The 14,780-nt window shown below is 70.8% G+C and carries 16 protein-coding genes and 1 riboswitch; of the genes, 4 read left to right on the plus strand and 12 right to left on the minus strand.

Annotation, left to right across the window (positions count from 1 at the left end):
- The first annotated feature begins 36 nt into the window (after positions 1-36).
- On the plus strand, positions 37-1,203 hold the full coding sequence (locus ACFUJ1_RS26585) for an alpha/beta fold hydrolase (protein ID WP_378649802.1): 1,167 nt from the start codon (positions 37-39) through the stop codon (positions 1,201-1,203).
- On the opposite strand, the gene ACFUJ1_RS26590 is transcribed toward ACFUJ1_RS26585, so the two are convergent.
- From ACFUJ1_RS26590 to ACFUJ1_RS26610, 5 genes are all read right to left on the minus strand, one after another.
- Complete coding sequence (locus ACFUJ1_RS26590) at positions 1,204-2,043, minus strand: SDR family oxidoreductase (RefSeq protein WP_378649803.1); 840 nt, start codon at positions 2,041-2,043, stop codon at positions 1,204-1,206.
- An 11-nt stretch (positions 2,044-2,054) separates the two neighbouring features.
- Positions 2,055-3,287 carry an acyl-CoA dehydrogenase family protein gene (locus ACFUJ1_RS26595; RefSeq protein WP_378649804.1) on the minus strand — a complete coding sequence of 411 codons (1,233 nt, stop codon included), beginning with the start codon at positions 3,285-3,287 and terminating at the stop codon, positions 2,055-2,057.
- Between the two features lie 93 nt (positions 3,288-3,380).
- Positions 3,381-4,013, minus strand: a complete 633-nt coding sequence (locus tag ACFUJ1_RS26600) for a TetR/AcrR family transcriptional regulator (RefSeq protein WP_378649805.1) — start codon at positions 4,011-4,013, stop codon at positions 3,381-3,383.
- A gap of 9 nt (positions 4,014-4,022) precedes the next feature.
- Positions 4,023-5,258 carry an MFS transporter gene (locus ACFUJ1_RS26605; protein ID WP_378649806.1) on the minus strand — a complete coding sequence of 412 codons (1,236 nt, stop codon included), beginning with the start codon at positions 5,256-5,258 and terminating at the stop codon, positions 4,023-4,025.
- Between the two features lie 72 nt (positions 5,259-5,330).
- Positions 5,331-6,323, minus strand: coding sequence for a helix-turn-helix domain-containing protein (locus tag ACFUJ1_RS26610; protein WP_378649807.1), 993 nt, complete (start codon positions 6,321-6,323; stop codon positions 5,331-5,333).
- 121 nt (positions 6,324-6,444) lie between these two features.
- On the opposite strand from ACFUJ1_RS26610, the gene ACFUJ1_RS26615 reads away from it, so the two are divergent.
- Entirely contained in the window at positions 6,445-7,308 is an 864-nt protein-coding gene (locus ACFUJ1_RS26615; RefSeq protein WP_378649808.1) for an NAD(P)-dependent oxidoreductase, read from the plus strand.
- Positions 7,309-7,344: 36 nt separating this feature from the next.
- On the opposite strand, the gene ACFUJ1_RS26620 is transcribed toward ACFUJ1_RS26615, so the two are convergent.
- From ACFUJ1_RS26620 to ACFUJ1_RS26640, 5 genes are all read right to left on the minus strand, one after another.
- The gene (locus ACFUJ1_RS26620; protein ID WP_378649809.1) at positions 7,345-7,899 is read right to left on the minus strand and encodes a hypothetical protein; all 555 of its coding nucleotides are present in this window, start codon (positions 7,897-7,899) and stop codon (positions 7,345-7,347) included.
- Positions 7,896-8,780, minus strand: a complete 885-nt coding sequence (locus ACFUJ1_RS26625) for a hypothetical protein (protein WP_378649810.1) — start codon at positions 8,778-8,780, stop codon at positions 7,896-7,898. Before ACFUJ1_RS26625 ends, ACFUJ1_RS26620 begins: the two co-directional genes overlap by 4 nt.
- Positions 8,777-9,088, minus strand: a complete 312-nt coding sequence (locus ACFUJ1_RS26630) for a hypothetical protein (protein WP_378649811.1) — start codon at positions 9,086-9,088, stop codon at positions 8,777-8,779. The genes ACFUJ1_RS26625 and ACFUJ1_RS26630 overlap by 4 nt, the downstream gene beginning before the upstream one ends.
- Complete coding sequence (locus tag ACFUJ1_RS26635) at positions 9,078-9,803, minus strand: hypothetical protein (protein ID WP_378649812.1); 726 nt, start codon at positions 9,801-9,803, stop codon at positions 9,078-9,080. The genes ACFUJ1_RS26630 and ACFUJ1_RS26635 overlap by 11 nt, the downstream gene beginning before the upstream one ends.
- A gap of 111 nt (positions 9,804-9,914) precedes the next feature.
- Positions 9,915-11,132 carry an NADP-dependent isocitrate dehydrogenase gene (locus tag ACFUJ1_RS26640; protein ID WP_378614410.1) on the minus strand — a complete coding sequence of 406 codons (1,218 nt, stop codon included), beginning with the start codon at positions 11,130-11,132 and terminating at the stop codon, positions 9,915-9,917.
- A gap of 401 nt (positions 11,133-11,533) precedes the next feature.
- A riboswitch (SAM riboswitch) is annotated at positions 11,534-11,644 on the plus strand.
- Between the two features lie 14 nt (positions 11,645-11,658).
- Between ACFUJ1_RS26640 and ACFUJ1_RS26645 the strand changes: the two genes are divergently transcribed.
- Positions 11,659-12,975, plus strand: a complete 1,317-nt coding sequence (locus ACFUJ1_RS26645; RefSeq protein WP_378649813.1) for a bifunctional o-acetylhomoserine/o-acetylserine sulfhydrylase — start codon at positions 11,659-11,661, stop codon at positions 12,973-12,975.
- Positions 12,972-14,099: a homoserine O-acetyltransferase gene (locus ACFUJ1_RS26650; protein WP_378649815.1), complete on the plus strand. Its 1,128-nt coding sequence runs from the start codon at positions 12,972-12,974 to the stop codon at positions 14,097-14,099. The genes ACFUJ1_RS26645 and ACFUJ1_RS26650 overlap by 4 nt, the downstream gene beginning before the upstream one ends.
- Here ACFUJ1_RS26650 and ACFUJ1_RS26655 read toward each other — a convergent pair.
- A complete protein-coding gene (locus ACFUJ1_RS26655) occupies positions 14,096-14,341 on the minus strand; it encodes a DUF3017 domain-containing protein (protein WP_233021153.1) in 246 nt (81 codons plus the stop codon). The two genes, ACFUJ1_RS26650 and ACFUJ1_RS26655, sit on opposite strands and share 4 nt — an antisense overlap.
- A 74-nt stretch (positions 14,342-14,415) precedes the next feature.
- Entirely contained in the window at positions 14,416-14,772 is a 357-nt protein-coding gene (locus tag ACFUJ1_RS26660; RefSeq protein ID WP_378649817.1) for a VOC family protein, read from the minus strand.
- Positions 14,773-14,780: the final 8 nt, after the last annotated feature.

A 14,780-nucleotide genomic window follows, 5' to 3' on the forward strand; every position in this document is an offset into this window, starting at 1 on the left:
GACACCGCCGTCACCGCCCAGGAAGGGGTGCCGACGATGTCGTCCGACACCGGATCTTTCCGCCGCACTTTTCCGCGCGCCACCTTCGTCCGCCGCCGCAGGGTCCCGCTCGACGCGGTCGTTCCGGACACCGCGGTGCTTGCCCCCGCCGCCGGCGATCCGCTCCCGGCTCCCGCTGGGACTACCCCACCCGGCGCGAGCACCGTCCACGCCGACGTGCGGCAGGTCGCACTGCGCACCACGGCTCCGGCGCCGAGTCTGCCGACGGTGATGCCCGACGAGGAACCCCTGACCCGCCCCTCCGGCACCCGCCGGGTGACGACGCTGCCCGTGCGCCCTGCCCCGGAACCCGCACCGAAACCGAAGCGCCCCATCCCCGCTCGCCCGCAACCCATCGCGGCGATCAACCTCGGCTCCGGCGACCCGCTGCTGCTCCTGCACGGCTTCCTGCTCTCCCCGCACTGCTGGGAGCAGGTGGCGGCACGGATGGCGGCGCGCTGCGAGGTCTTCGCGCCCGCACTGCCGGGCCACTGGGGCGGCCCGCCGGTCGACGGCCCCCTCGACGTGGGAAAACTGGCCGACGAGATCGAGCGGATGCTGGACGAGAAGGGCTGGCGCACCTGCCATATCGCGGGCAATTCACTCGGCGGCTGGATCGGCGCCGAGCTGGCGCGGCGCGGCCGGGCCCGCACGCTGACGCTGATCGCCCCCGCGGGCGGCTGGGGCTCGCCGAGCCTGACCCAGTTCCGGGTGGGGCTGAAGTTCCTCGCGCTGGTCCCGCTCGCCGAGGCGGGAAAGCGGATCGGGGTGCGGCCGATGGACAACCCGGTCGTGCGAAGGCTGGCCGGGTACGCGCTGGCCAAGCACCCCGGCCGGATCGCGAGCCGGGATTCGAGCGCCGCCGTGCAGGCCGTCCTGCAGTGCGCGGCCATGGTTCCCCTGCTGCTCGGCGGCGTGCGCCACCCCGCGCTCCCCGACCTCGCCACGCTCGGCACCCCGGTGCGGCTGCTGCTGGCCGAGTACGACCGGGTGATCCCGAACCGGGTCTACGCCCGCCGCTACCTCGCCGAACTCCCCGACTCCGCCGACCTCATCCTGGTCAACGGCGTCGGCCACGTCCCCATGCTGGAGGCGCCGGACCGGATCGCCACGCTCATCGCCGAGCACGTCTACGCCAGCCGGAGCCGCCTCAAAGCCCTGTAGCTACTCGTCCTCGCCCCGCGCGCGGCGCTCGTAGGCACTGCGCGCGGCGGTGTCGACATCGTCCAGGAAGACCTTCTCCAGCCCGAAGGCGTGCGCGAGGTACTCGCTCACCTTGGTCGGCAGGAAGTACTGCGAGGCAACCAGCGCCCCGGCCAGCTTGGTGACCGCGACCCGGCGCTTCGGCTTGGCGATCAGCCCGGCGACCGCCGCCGCGATGTCCTCGGGCTCGGCGTTCTTCATGCCCTTCGCGCCCGCGGTGCCGGAGACCAGCTCGGTATTGGTGAAGGTCGGGAGCACCGCGGAGAACTCGACGCCCTGCTCCCGGTACTCCGCCCGCAGCGTGTCGGTGAGCGCGAGCACCGCCGCCTTGCTGGCGCAGTAGGTGGCGAGGCCCGGCGTCGGCGCCTCGCCTGCCAGCGAGGCGATATTGATGACGTGGCCGCTGTGCCGCGGCGCCATCCGCTGGGTGGCGAGCTTGCTGCCGACGATCACGCCGTGCACGTTGATGTCCATGATCCGGCGGCTCACCCGGTCCGGTTCCTCGTCGAAACGGCCCGCAGGCATGATCCCGGCATTGTTGACCAGCACGTCCACCGGGCCGAGTTGCCGCTCCACCTGGTCGAGGAAGGCGGCGAAGGAGTCCGGGTCGGTGACGTCGAGCCTGCCGTAGACCTCCAGGCCGAGGTCGGCGCCCGCCTCCTTGACCTTCGCCTCGTCGATATCGCCGATCGCCACCTGTGCGCCCTGGTCACGCAGGTGCTTCGCGGTGGCGAAGCCGATGCCGCGCGCGCCGCCGGTGATGACGACGACCTTGCCCGCGATGGTGGTTGCCGTTGCCATGCGAGTTCCTCTCAGCGCTTGGTGGCGGAGTCGGCGAGCAACCCCTTGGCGATGTGGGTGACCTGGATTTCATTGCTGCCCGCGTAGATCATCAGCGACTTCGCGTCCCGCGCCAGCTGCTCCACCCGGTACTCCTGCATGTACCCGTTGCCGCCGAACAGCTGAATCGCGTCCATGGCCACGTCTGTCGCCGCCTCCGAGGCGTACAACTTCATCGCCGACGCCTCGGCCAGGCTCGGCGGCTTTCCGGCCCGGCCGCGCTCCAGGGTGCTGAAGACCATGTTGCGCACATTGATCCTGGCCACCTCCATCTTCGCCAGCTTGAGCTGGATGAGCTGGAAGCGGCCGATCTCCTGACCCCACAGCGTGCGGGCGCGGGCGTAGTCGACCGAGAGCCGCAGGCACTCCTCGATGATGCCGAGCGCCTGGAACGCCACCCCGACCCGCTCGGCGGTGAAGCTGGAGCGCGCGCTCTCCCTGCCGTCGCCGCTGCTGTGCTCCTCGGTCTCGCCGAGCAGCCGGTCGCGGCCGAGCCGGACATCGTCGAAGAAGAGCTGGCCGGTGGGCGAGGCGTGCAGCCCCATCTTCTTGAACGGCTTGCCCTGGGTGAAGCCGGGCATGCCGGAGTCGAGCACGAAGGTGAGGACCTTGCGGTCGCGCTTGGCGGTGGTGCCGTCGTCGAGTTTGGCGTAGACAATGACCACGTCGGCGTAGGGGCCGTTGGTGATGAAGGTCTTCTGGCCGTTCAGGATGTAGTCGTCGCCGTCCCGGCGGACCGTGGTCTGCATGCCGCCGAAGGCGTCCGAGCCGGAGTCCGGTTCGGTGATCGCCCAGGAGGCGACCTTGCGCATGGTCATGAGATCGGCGAGCCAGCGCTCCTTCTGCGCCAGCGTGCCGCGCGCCCTGATGGTGGCCGCGCCCAGCCCGAGGCTCACGCCGAGCGCGCTGACCAGGCCCAGGCTCACGCCGGAGAGCTCGGAGATGAGCACCGCCATCATGGAGTCCTGCGAGTTCTCCTCGCTCGCGGCGCCGCCGCTCTCGCCCGCCCGCTCGCGGGCCAGCGCTTTCTGGACGGCGTCGTCCGACATGGCGTCGATCCCGAACTGCGCGAAAAGCTTCCGGATCACCGGGTACGGCGGCAGCTCACCGCTCTCCAGCTCGTCCAGCCGGGGCCGGAGCTCCTTGTCCACGAAACCGCGCACCGCGTCGCGGATCATCAGGTCGGTCTCGGACCACTCGAACATCGTTGTTCCTCCCGGCACACATGCGTGCACGCTTGTATGGAAGTGACCATACCGGCGGGCTCGCGGGGGCGGGCCGGTTCGCTGCAACCGGTGTCAGCGTGGCACGCCGGGGGGCTGTTCCGGCAGCGTGCGGCGCAATTCGGTGCTGGCGCGGAGCCAGCGGCGGCGGGCGCGAGATGGGTCGGTGCCGACGAAGTCGGCGACCAGGATGCCGCGCAGCACGTCCATGGCGGTGTAGAGGAGGTCGCGCAGCGGGCGGGAATCGCGGCCGGCGGGGAGCAGGTGGGCGATGGTGGTCAGCACCATCTCGTCGATGACCGGTTCGGCCTCGCGCAGGGCGGCGGCGAGGACCGGGTCGGTGCGGCCGGCGATCCAGAGTTCGGCGGAGGCGGCGAAGAGCGGGCCCTGGTGGGTCTCCCAGAGCAGCTCCAAGGCGACGCCGAGCGGGTCGGCGCTGGTGGTGGCGCGGTCCAGCTCGCGGACCGCGATCTCCGAGCGGCGCTGCGCCAGGTGCCGGACCGCGGCGACCACCAGATCGGCCTTGGCGCCGAAGTGGTGCACCTGGGCGCCGCGGGTCACCCCGGCCCGTGCCGCGATGCGCGGCGTCGTCGTGCCCGCGTAGCCGTACTCGACCAGGCAGTCGACGGTGGCGTCGAGCAGCCGCTCACGCATGGCGCTGCTGCGCTCGTGCTGGGTGCGGCGGCCGCCCGCCACGCTGCTGGCCATCAGCGGATTCTACGCGCGAGGCGCAGGGGGGCGGGGGTGTGCGGACGCGCTGGGCGCAGTGCGGCGACCGAAGGCGACGGTGATGGCGAAGAGTACGACACCGCTGACGGCGAGGGCGGCGCCGACGGCGGCGGGCGCGGTGTAGCCGTAGCCCGCGACGATCACCAGCCCGCCGAGCCAGGCGCCCGCGGCATTGGCGATGTTCAGCGCGGCGTGGTTGAGCGCGGCGGCGAGTGTCTGGGCGTCGGCGGCGACATCCATCAGCCGGGTCTGCAACCCGGGCGCGAGCGCGGCACCCGACGCCCCGACCAGCAGCGCGCCGATCGCGGCGGTCACCGGGTTGTGCGCGGCGGCGACGAAACCGGCCAGGATCACCACCATGAAAATCATGCCGATGAAGATCGAGCGATTCACCCCGCGGTCGGCAAGGAAACCGCCTGCGATATTGCCGATCACCATGCCCACCCCGAAGAGCGCGAGCACCAGCGGCACCAGCCCGGCGCCGAGCCCGGCCACATCGGTGAGCGTGGTCGCGATGTAGGTGTAGACCGCGAACATGCCACCGAAGCCGATGGCGCCGACCGCGAGCGTGAGCAGCACCTGCGGCCTGCGCAGCGCGCTCAGCTCGGTGAGCGGGTTGGTGGTGACGATCCCGGTCAGCGGCGGCACGAAGCGGAGCAGCGCCGCGACGGTGAGCAGCCCGATCGCCGCGACCACGACGAACGCCGAACGCCAGCCGAAGGCCTGCCCGAGCCAGGTGGCCGCGGGCACCCCGACCACATTGGCCACGCTGAGCCCGAGCATCACCGCCGCCACCGCCTTGGCCCGCTGCCCGGCGGGCGCCAGCGTCGCGGCGGCCAGCGAGGCCACGCCGAAGTAGGCGCCGTGCGGCAGCCCCGCCACGAAGCGCGCGGCAACGAGGGTGCCGTAGCTCGGCGCGAGCACCGTCGCCAGATTGCCGACGGTGAACGCCACCATCAACCCGACCAGCAGCTTCTTCCGCGGCATCCGCGCGAAGGCGGCCGCGATCACCGGCGCGCCGATCACCACGCCGAGCGCGTAGGCGGAGACCGCGTGCCCGGCCGTCGGCTCGGAGACATGCATGGCGCCCGCGATATCGGGCAGCAACCCCATGGTGACGAACTCGGTGGTCCCGATCCCGAACCCGCCGAGCGCCATGGCGAGCACGGCGGGCAGGTGCCAGCTGGTGCGCGGGATCTCGACGGCGGTAGCGGTGGAAGTCACGCTTCGGTGCAACCTCGCCGCACCGGCGCGGGGTTCCCGATCCAGGGGTGAGATCGGCCACCCGCCGGGGGATCAGCCCGCGGTGCGCTGCTCGAAGGTGCGTCGGTACTGGGCCGGGGAGACGCCGAGCGCGGCGGCGAAGTGCCTGCGCAGATTGGTCGCCGTGCCGAGCCCGCAGAGCACGGCGATCCGCTCCACCGGCAGCGCCGTGGTCTCCAGCAGTGTCCCGGCGTGCGCCAGGCGCTGGCTCAGCAGCCACTGCATGGGTGTCGAGCCGGTCGATTTCAGCAGCCGCCGGTGGAAGGTGCGCGGGCTCATGGCGGCACGGGTGGCGAGCGTCTCCACCGTGAGCGGCTCGTCCAGGTGGGTCAGCGCCCACTGCAGCACCGGCCCCAGGTCGTCGGCGGGCCGGGCAGGAACCGCGAGCTGGACGAACTGGGCCTGTCCGCCGGACCGGTGCGGCGGCACCACCATCCGCCTGGCCAGCTTGTTCGCCACGGCGGCGCCGAGGTCGCGGCGCACGAGGTGCAGGCAGACGTCCACCGCCGCGGTCATCCCGGCGCTGGTGAGCACGTCGCCGTCGTCCACGTAGAGCACCGAGTCGTCCACCTGGACCCGGGGGTGCCTGCGCGCGAGCAGCTGCGCGTGCTCCCAGTGCACCGTGACCCGACGGTCGTCCAGCACCCCGGCCGCCGCGAGCGCGAAGACGCCGTCGCAGAGCGCGACCATCCTGGCGCCGCGGTGGTGCGCGGCGGCCAGCGCGCGCACCAGCTCGGCGGGGACCGGGCGCTCGGCGCCGACGCACTCGTGCGAGACCGAGGGCACGATCACCGTGTCCGCGCCGACCAGCCCCTCCGGGCCGTACTCCGGCCTGAGCACCGCGCCGAAGCCGATGGGTTGCTCCACCCCGGCCCCGCCGACCGCGCAGACCCGCAGCTCGTACCAGGGATCGGCGAGATCGGGCTGCGGGGTGCCGAAGACGGCCGCGACCACGCCGAGTTCGTAGAGATCCCAGGGGTGCAGCGCGCCGGGGGCGAGCGCGAGGGCGACGGTGCGGTTCCGCATGCCGTTCAGGGTATGGCAGTAATCGTTCGCAAGTGGTCGGTCCTGCCACTGTCGTTGCCGCCTCGCCGTACGGAGACTGGATGCCGGGCGCCCACCCCGTCTACCTCCGAAGGGAACTCCGATGACCTCCACCCCCGTCACCGTGCTCGGCCTCGGCCGGATGGGCGCCGCCATCGCCGCCCTGCTGCTGCGCACCGGCCACCCCGTCACGGTCTGGAACCGCACGCCCGGCCGCGGCGACGGCCTGACCGGCGCCACCGTCGCCACCGAGCTCGCGGCCGCGGTCGCGGCGAGCCCGCTGATCGTCTCCGTCTCGGCGAGCACCACCGCGGCGGCCGAGACATTGCTCCCGCTCGGCTCCGCACTGCGCGGCCGCACCGTCCTGAACGTCGCTACCGGCCGCCCGGACCAGGCCCGCGACCTCGCCGCCGCCCTGGAGCGGCACGGCGCCCGCTTCCTGGACGGCGCCATGCTCGCGGTGCCGCAGACGCTCGGCACCCCGGAGAGCGTGCTGCTGCACAGCGGCTCCGAATCCGCCCGCGCCGAGTACGCCGACGTCCTCGCCGCCTGGGGCACCGCCCGCTACCTCGGCGCCGACCCCGGCGCCGCCGCGCTGCACGACATGGCGGTGCTCGGCGGCATGTACGGCCTGTTCGCCGGGTTCTTCCAGGCCACGGCCATGGTCGGCGGCTCGGCCCGCGGCTTCACCGACGACCTGCTGCTGCCCTGGCTGCGCTCGGTGCTCGACCTGCTCCCGATGCTGGCCGACGAGATCGACTCCGGTGAGTACCCGGTCAGCTTCTCCGACCTGGCGGTCAACCGCAGCGGGCTCGCCGACATCCAGGCCACCGCCGCGGGCGCGGGTGTCCGCACCGACCTCCTCGATCCGCTGCTGCGGGTCTTCGAGGAGCAGGAGGCGGCCGGGCACGGCTCGGACAGCTTCAGCCGCGCCGTCGCGGCGCTGCGCCCGGAGCCGGTGCACTGACCGCTCCCGGTCCCGCCCGCAGGGGCGGGACCGGGGTCAGCCGGTGAGCCCGGCGGTCAACTCCCGCACTACGCGGACCGCCGCGATCTTGTCCTCGTCGCTGAGCCGCAGCGCACCTGTAGCCGTCCGCGTCTCGGTGTCCACGACCTCGAGGGTGGCGTTCCACTCCTCGAGCCGGGTGGCGAACCGGACCTTCGTCGACGGGTTCGCCGCGTCCGCTCGCAGGTCGTAGACCCACACCGCGTCCCCAAGGGCGGGCTCCCGCACAAACCCCTCGACCCGGTTGGTCGGGTCCGGCTCGTCGGGCGCGCTGCGCGCCGAGTAGTAACCGATACGATTCGTCCCTTGATCGATCTCACAGATCGTGCCGCCGCCGATCACCATCTCCGCGGCGATGGTCGGTTCGGCCCGCACGTCGACAGCCCCCAGCTCGTTCACGAAGAAGCGAGCGACCGCTTCACACAATTCCCCGTGCGTGGTCCGCTGCTGCGCCGGGACCGGCGTCGGTACCGGTGCCGGTGTCGGGTCGGCGCACGCGGTTGCCGCCACCAGCAGAGCCAGGCCGATGGCGGCTGACGAGCCACGCTTCATTTCGCCACGCTCCAGTCGGATTTATCCCCGTCGCGCGTGGAGCCGTCGCCGATCGCTGTCCGGATTCCTTCGATACCGGCTCCGTACGAGGACTTCACCCCGCTGGGCCACCGGTTGTCGGGCAGCCCCTTCTGAACATGCAGGGACTCGGAGATCCTGTTCCCCTCGATCATGTTGTTCTTGGCGGCCTCCGCCATGCCGCGGACGACGGCTAGGATGAAGGAATTCGCGGCCTCGACCGCCGAGGTGAGCGCCTTGATCTGCGCAACCGCGCCACTGAGCGAGAAAACGTCGAGCAGCGCACCGAGGTAGTCGACGGTGGTCTCCTCGACCTTGGTGATGAGCTCCTGCGCCTTGACCGCGAGCTCGCCGTACAGCGCCAGCTCCGATGACGCGATTCCTTCCAAGCTCAGCGCGATCTTGTCGAACTCCAGCGGCAGGAAATCGAAGGCGTCCTTCTGCCGCACCCGCAGTTCCGCGTAATTGGTCGCCGCGGCACCCTGCCACTCGCTGGCGAGAATGGTGTCGTTGAAGTTGTTCCCGGCTTCGACGAGATTGTTCCTGAGCCCGCGCCACTCGTTCGCGACATCGATGAACCGCACCGGCACCTCGAGATCGGGATCCAGACGGCTCAGCTTCGCCCACGTCTCCCGGATGGCGCTGTTCGTCTTGTCACGTTCGCGCCAGACCTCGTCGACCGTGTCCTCGACGGTCAGCGCGCCGAACGGGTTGACCACAGCGTTTCCGTAGCCGGCGGTCCGGATGTGCGCCACCAGCGCCCCGGCATAGTCATCGACCTTCGCCGGAAGATCGCCGATCCGATCCTTCTTCTCCCTGATGTACGAGATCTTGTCGATCAGGCTCGCCCGGTCATCGCTCATATCTCGTTCTCCAGCTTCGTCAACCGCGCGGCGCTCGCCCGTTCTTCGGCCTCGTAGGCGTTGCATGCCGCGTTCAGGACCTCCGCGATGTCCCCGAGCACGGTCACGCCCTCACGCAGCCGGTCACCGAAGTACCCGGGCGCCGGTTGATACTTGCCGAGGGCTTCGGCGAACGTTCCGGCTTGCGTCGCCGTGATCTCGAGTTTCGATGTCGCGGCGGCGCCCTCGCCCACGCTCGCCGCGGCTTCCTGCCAGCTCTGCACGGCCAGCCGCATCGCGGCGATGCTCAGGCCCACTTCATCGGTCACGGTGCACCTCGGAATCGAGTAGTCGGAGCCGGTGGATATCGAGTTCGTGCTCGAGCTCGGCGTCCGTCCAGCGTGCGTAGTCACCGCGGGCAACGAGTCTCGGGCGCATGGCCCGGATCTGGTCCGCGCAGTGGAGGATCTCGTCGCAGATCTCATCGGGGTCGGCGGTCGCGGCCCAGTCGCCGCGCACCGCGATGGAGCGGATGTAGGTCCGGTCGGCGATCACCGTGACGGCACGTTCCCCGTGCACGACGGCCCGGCCGGAGCCGTGGAATCTACCGTTGCTGATCAGCTCGCTGGACAGTCTGCTGAATTCGGCCCAGGTGCCGGTCTCCAGCAGCAGGGTCCACATGGTTCGGAGGTCGGGAACCGCCGCGTCCGAGATCTGCCGCTCGGTGGGCCACCTGCCGCTGCCACACAGCTGCTCGATCCGGTCGGATACGGCTGCCCGATAGGCCGCCATGAACTCACCGGCCACCGTGTGCGGTGCGGGATCCCACCCGGGGCTCGTCGAGATGCCGATCGGGAGACACCCCCCATCGATCGCAACGGAGACGAGCGGCGCGCCGAGAACCGGCGTACTCGGCGCAGGGTCGGTCAGCGGCGGCGGCTCGGCCACCACCTCGACGACGGGCGGCGCAGCCCCTCGCACGATCGGCTCGTCGTCCCAGAATTCGTCAGGGTCGTCCACATGGTTGTAGAAGCCTCCCCCCATCGATAGCCCCCCATCGCTCTGCTCGTCAGCAACTCTCGTGCCGCGGCGGGCACTTGTCAATCGCAAAACCCCCGCTCCGCGGTCGGCGGAACGGGGGCTTCGGCGACGAGATCAGCGCAGCGCGCGCGCCAGGTTGACGTCGAGCGCGCCGAGGAACTCCTCGGTGCTCAGGTACCCCTGGTCCCCGCCGACCAGCGCGGCCAGGTCCTTGGTCATCTGACCACCCTCGACCGTCTTGATGACGACGTCCTCGAGCGTCTGCGCGAAGCCGATCACCTCGGGGGTGTTGTCCAGCTTGCCGCGGTGCTCGAGCCCGCGGGTCCAGGCGAAGATCGACGCGATCGGGTTGGTCGACGTCGGCTTGCCCTGCTGGTGCTGGCGGAAGTGCCTGGTGACGGTGCCGTGTGCGGCCTCGGCCTCGCAGGTCTGGCCGTCCGGGGTGAGCAGCACCGAGGTCATCAGCCCGAGCGAGCCGAAGCCCTGCGCGACGGTGTCGGACTGCACGTCGCCGTCGTAGTTCTTGCAGGCCCAGACGTAGCCGCCCTCCCACTTCATGGAGGAGGCGACCATGTCGTCGATCAGCCGGTGCTCGTAGGTGAGCCCGGCGGCGTCGAACTGGCTCTTGAACTCGGCGTCGAACACCTCCTGGAAGGTGTCCTTGAACATGCCGTCGTACGCCTTGAGGATGGTGTTCTTGGTCGACATGTAGACCGGGTAGTTCTGCTGCAGGCCGTAGTTGAACGAGGCCCGCGCGAAGTCCTCGATGGACTTCTTGAAGTTGTACATGCCCATGACGACGCCGCCTGCCTCCGGCATCTTCACGACCTCGTGCACGATCGGCTCGCTGCCGTCCTCCGGGGTGAAGGTGAGCGTGACGGTGCCCGCCTCGAACACCTTGAAGTCGGTGGCGCGGTACTGGTCACCGAAGGCGTGGCGGCCGATGATGATCGGCTTGGTCCAGCCCGGCACCAGCCGCGGGACGTTGGAGATGATGATCGGCGCGCGGAAGATCGTGCCGCCGAGAATGTTGCGGATGGTGCCGTTCGGCGACCGCCACATCTTCTTCAGCCCGAATTCCTCGACCCGCGCCTCGTCCGGGGTGATCGTGGCGCACTTGACACCGACGCCGTGCCGCTTGATCGCCTCGGCGGCGTCCACGGTGACCTGGTCATCGGTCTTGTCGCGGTACTCGATGCCGAGGTCGTAGTACTCGAGGTTCACGTCGAGGTACGGGTGGACCAGCTTGTCCTTGATGAACTGCCAGATGATCCGTGTCATCTCGTCGCCGTCGAGCTCTACGACGGTGCCTTCAACCTTGATCTTGGACATGGATCTTCGTGTCCTCCTAGGGTGTGTGCCCTCATTGCACGGCCAGGCGAACACGCTTGTGAGCGGACCCCAGCTGTCCAACAGACAACGTCTATGTCCCGCTTGGTCGGCGAGACCCTGTGGTGCAAACAAGACAAGCGTACTGCTGCCCGACCTCGTATTGCACGGCGAGGGTCGCCCCTTCGGGCACCCCGGCTCGTTACCCGCGAGTAGCTCCGGCGTGACCGAGGACACGCCCCTTGCGCACCGTTCGAGCGTACGACGAGGGGCGCGCGTGGCGCAGCACCCACCCACTCGGAAAGGCCCGCGAACCCCTGTGACCGCATTCACAACGGTCACCTGTGGATAACCCCACGCCGGGGTTCGATCGGCAGACCTCGGTCCGGTTACGATGTCGAACAGGTCATGAGTGCCAGCGCGAAGCCCCGGCTCGCTGGCCGGCAACCCTCCAGCAGCGGCGGGGTGCTCCGGGTGATGACCCGGCTCCCGACGGCCGGGAGCAAGCGCGCTCTTCTGGAGGTAACACGTGACCGAGACGACCGACCCGACCGCGAACTGGTCCTTCGAGACCAAGCAGGTGCACGCGGGTCAGGCTCCCGACGGCAGCACCAGCGCCCGCGCCCTGCCGATCTACCAGACCACGTCGTACACCTTCCGGGACACCGCGCACGCCGCTGCGCTCTTCGGCCTCGCCGAGCCGGGCAATATCTACACCCGGATCATGAACCCCACCCAGGACGTGGTCGAGCAGCGGATCGCGGCCCTCGAGGGCGGCGTCGCGGCGCTGGTCGTCGCCTCCGGCCAGGCGGCCGAGACCTTCGCCATCCTGAACGTGGCCAACGCGGGCGACCACATCGTCTCCAGCCCGCACCTCTACGGCGGCACCTACAACCTCTTCCACTACACCCTGCCCAAGCTCGGCATCACCGTCTCCTTCGTGGACGACCCGGACGACCTGGAGCAGTGGCGCGGCGCCGTCCGGCCGAACACCAAGGCGTTCTACGGCGAGACCATCGCCAACCCGAGCAGCGCCATCCTCGACCTGCCCGGCATCTCCGCCGTCGCGCACGACGCGGGCGTCCCGCTGATCGTGGACAACACGGTGGCCACCCCGTACCTGCTGCGGCCGCTGGAGCACGGCGCCGACATCGTGGTGCACTCGGCCACCAAGTACCTGGGCGGCCACGGCGCCGCCATCGCCGGGGCGATCGTCGACGGCGGCACCTTCGACTGGACCGGCACGACCGATTCCGGCGAGGACCGCTTCCCCGGCTTCACCACCCCGGACCCCAGCTACCACGGAGCAGTCTTCGCCGAGCTCGGCGCGCCCGCCTTCGCGCTCAAGGCGCGGGTGCAGCTGCTGCGCGACCTCGGCTCCGCGGTCTCACCGTTCAACGCCTTCCTGATCAGCCAGGGCATCGAGACGCTGAGCCTGCGCATGGAGCGGCACGTACAGAACGCGCAGGCGGTCGCCGAGTTCCTCGCGACGCACCCGGCGGTCACCTCGGTCGCCTACGCCGGGCTGCCCACCTCGCCCTGGTACGAGCGCGGCAGGCAGCTGACGCCGAAGGGCGCGGGCGCGGTGATCGCCTTCGAGCTGAAGGGCGGCGTCGAGGCGGGCAAGAAGTTCGTCGACGCGCTGACGCTGCACAGCCACGTCGCCAATATCGGCGACGTGCGCTCGCTGGTGATCCACCCGGCCTCCACCACGCACTCCCAGCTCACCCCGGACGAGCAGGCGAGCTCCGGCGTCACGCCGGGGCTGGTCCGGCTGGCCGTCGGCATCGAGGGGCTGCAGGACATCCTGGCCGACCTGCGCGCGGGCTTCGACGCGGCGTCGTGACCGTGAGTACCGAACCGGGCACCGCCCTGCTACCGCCGCCGGACGGCACGTCCGGCGTGCTCGCGGTGGGCGACATCAAGCTGGAGAACGGCACGGTCGTCCCCGATGTGCGGCTGGCCGTGCAGCGCTGGGGCGAGCTCTCCCCCGCGCTGGACAACGTGATCCTGGTCGAGCACGCGCTGACCGGCGACGCGCACGTCGCCGGCGCCCCGGACAATCCGGCACCCGGCTGGTGGGAGGGCATGGTCGGCCCCGGCGCCCCGCTGGACACCGGCGAGTGGTGCGTGATCGCCACCAATGTGCTCGGCGGCTGCAAGGGAAGCACCGGCCCCGCCGCCCCCGCCCCCGACGGCAAGCCGTGGGGCAGCCGGTTCCCGGACATCTCCATCCGCGACCAGGTGACCGCCGAGATCGCGCTCGCCGACCTGCTCGGCATCGAGCGGCTGGCCGCCGCGATCGGCGGCTCCATGGGCGGCATGCGGGTGCTGGAGTGGATGGTCGGTCACCCGGAGCGGGTGAGCGCGGCGCTGGTCCTCGCCGTCGGCGCGCGCGCCACCGCCGACCAGATCGGCACCCAGACCACCCAGATCGCCGCCATCGTCGGCGACCCGGCCTGGCAGGGCGGCGATTACCACGGCACCGGCAGCGCTCCGGTGACCGGGCTCGCCGTCGCCCGCCGGATCGCGCACCTCAGCTACCGCACCGAGGCCGAGCTCGACCACCGCTTCGAGAACCTGCCGCAGGACGGCGAGGACCCGTGGGACGGCGGCAGGTACGCGGTGCAGAGCTACCTGGAGCACCAGGCGGAGAAGCTGGTCGCGCGGTTCGACGCCGCCACCTACGTGCTGCTCTCCGAGGCCATGAACCGGCACGACGTCGGCCGTGGCCGCGGCGGGGTCGCGGCGGCGCTCGGCTCGACCCCGGTGCCGTGCGTGGTCGCCGGGGTCGACTCGGACCGGCTCTACCCGCTGCGCACCCAGCGCGAACTGGCCGAGCTGCTGCCCGGCTGCACCGGGCTGGACGTCATCCACTCCAGGGACGGCCACGACGGTTTCCTCACCGAGGCCGAGCAGATCTCGGTTCTGCTGGCCCGCACCGCCGAGCTGGCGAGGGCGAACCGCTAACCGACGCCGAGCGTGTTGATGGTCGCGGCGAGGAAGACGATGGTGCTGCCGAGCAGGCTCAGCGCCGCCACGTCGAACGGCTTGCCGCGCACCGCGAGCAGCCCCACCCGCACCGTCGGCAGGCACAGCCGGAAAACGGCGGCGAGCAGCGCCGCGCTGCCGAAGATGAAGGCGCCGCGGCGCCAGCGATCGGAGGCGACGAAGACGATCGCCACCAGCACGACCAGCCCGACGACCACCATCGGCAGGTGACAGCGCAGGAACTGCGCACCCCAGCTGCCGCCTCCGGATTCGCGCCGCGCCACGGTCGGGTCTGTCACGCCTGCGATTGTGACAGACCCGGCTGGTGCAGCCCGAATCGCACGCCCTGGTCGTCGCGGCAGAAGGCGAAGCGGCCGAAGCCCTCCTCTTCCGGGCCTGGATCATCGGCCGCACCGCCGAGATCGCGGACTTTTCGCGCCGCGGCCTCGATGTCGTCGACGTGGAAGAAGATGCCGATCCAGCGGTCCTCGTCGCCGTCGTGCACGCCGCCGCGCACGCCGCCGGTCTCCAGCCAGGCGGGGCCGCCCGGTTTGGTCTCGTGCGATTTCCAGCCGAGGAGTTGCTCGTAGAACGTGCGGGCGCGGGTGGCGTCGGGGACGCCGATCTCGAAGAAGCTCGGTTCACCGGTCATCGTTGGTT

It is taken from the genome of Nocardia sp. NPDC057227 (genome assembly GCF_042669725.1).
Classification (GTDB): Bacteria; Actinomycetota; Actinomycetes; order Mycobacteriales; family Mycobacteriaceae; genus Nocardia; species Nocardia asteroides_A.

Excerpts from the sequence above, each read along its gene's own strand:
- ACFUJ1_RS26585 (WP_378649802.1), top strand. The coding sequence starts at position 37 with ATGTCGTCCGACACCGGATCTTTCCGCCGCACTTTTCCGCGCGCCACC.
- ACFUJ1_RS26625 (WP_378649810.1), bottom strand. The coding sequence starts at position 8,780 with ATGAGCGATGACCGGGCGAGCCTGATCGACAAGATCTCGTACATCAGG.
- ACFUJ1_RS26620 (WP_378649809.1), bottom strand. The coding sequence starts at position 7,899 with ATGAAGCGTGGCTCGTCAGCCGCCATCGGCCTGGCTCTGCTGGTGGCG.
- ACFUJ1_RS26660 (WP_378649817.1), bottom strand. The coding sequence starts at position 14,772 with ATGACCGGTGAACCGAGCTTCTTCGAGATCGGCGTCCCCGACGCCACC.
- ACFUJ1_RS26655 (WP_233021153.1), bottom strand. The coding sequence starts at position 14,341 with ATGGTGGTCGTCGGGCTGGTCGTGCTGGTGGCGATCGTCTTCGTCGCC.
- ACFUJ1_RS26595 (WP_378649804.1), bottom strand. The coding sequence starts at position 3,287 with ATGTTCGAGTGGTCCGAGACCGACCTGATGATCCGCGACGCGGTGCGC.
- ACFUJ1_RS26640 (WP_378614410.1), bottom strand. The coding sequence starts at position 11,132 with ATGTCCAAGATCAAGGTTGAAGGCACCGTCGTAGAGCTCGACGGCGAC.
- ACFUJ1_RS26610 (WP_378649807.1), bottom strand. The coding sequence starts at position 6,323 with ATGCGGAACCGCACCGTCGCCCTCGCGCTCGCCCCCGGCGCGCTGCAC.
- ACFUJ1_RS26615 (WP_378649808.1), top strand. The coding sequence starts at position 6,445 with ATGACCTCCACCCCCGTCACCGTGCTCGGCCTCGGCCGGATGGGCGCC.
- ACFUJ1_RS26600 (WP_378649805.1), bottom strand. The coding sequence starts at position 4,013 with ATGGCCAGCAGCGTGGCGGGCGGCCGCCGCACCCAGCACGAGCGCAGC.
- ACFUJ1_RS26635 (WP_378649812.1), bottom strand. The coding sequence starts at position 9,803 with ATGGGGGGAGGCTTCTACAACCATGTGGACGACCCTGACGAATTCTGG.
- ACFUJ1_RS26590 (WP_378649803.1), bottom strand. The coding sequence starts at position 2,043 with ATGGCAACGGCAACCACCATCGCGGGCAAGGTCGTCGTCATCACCGGC.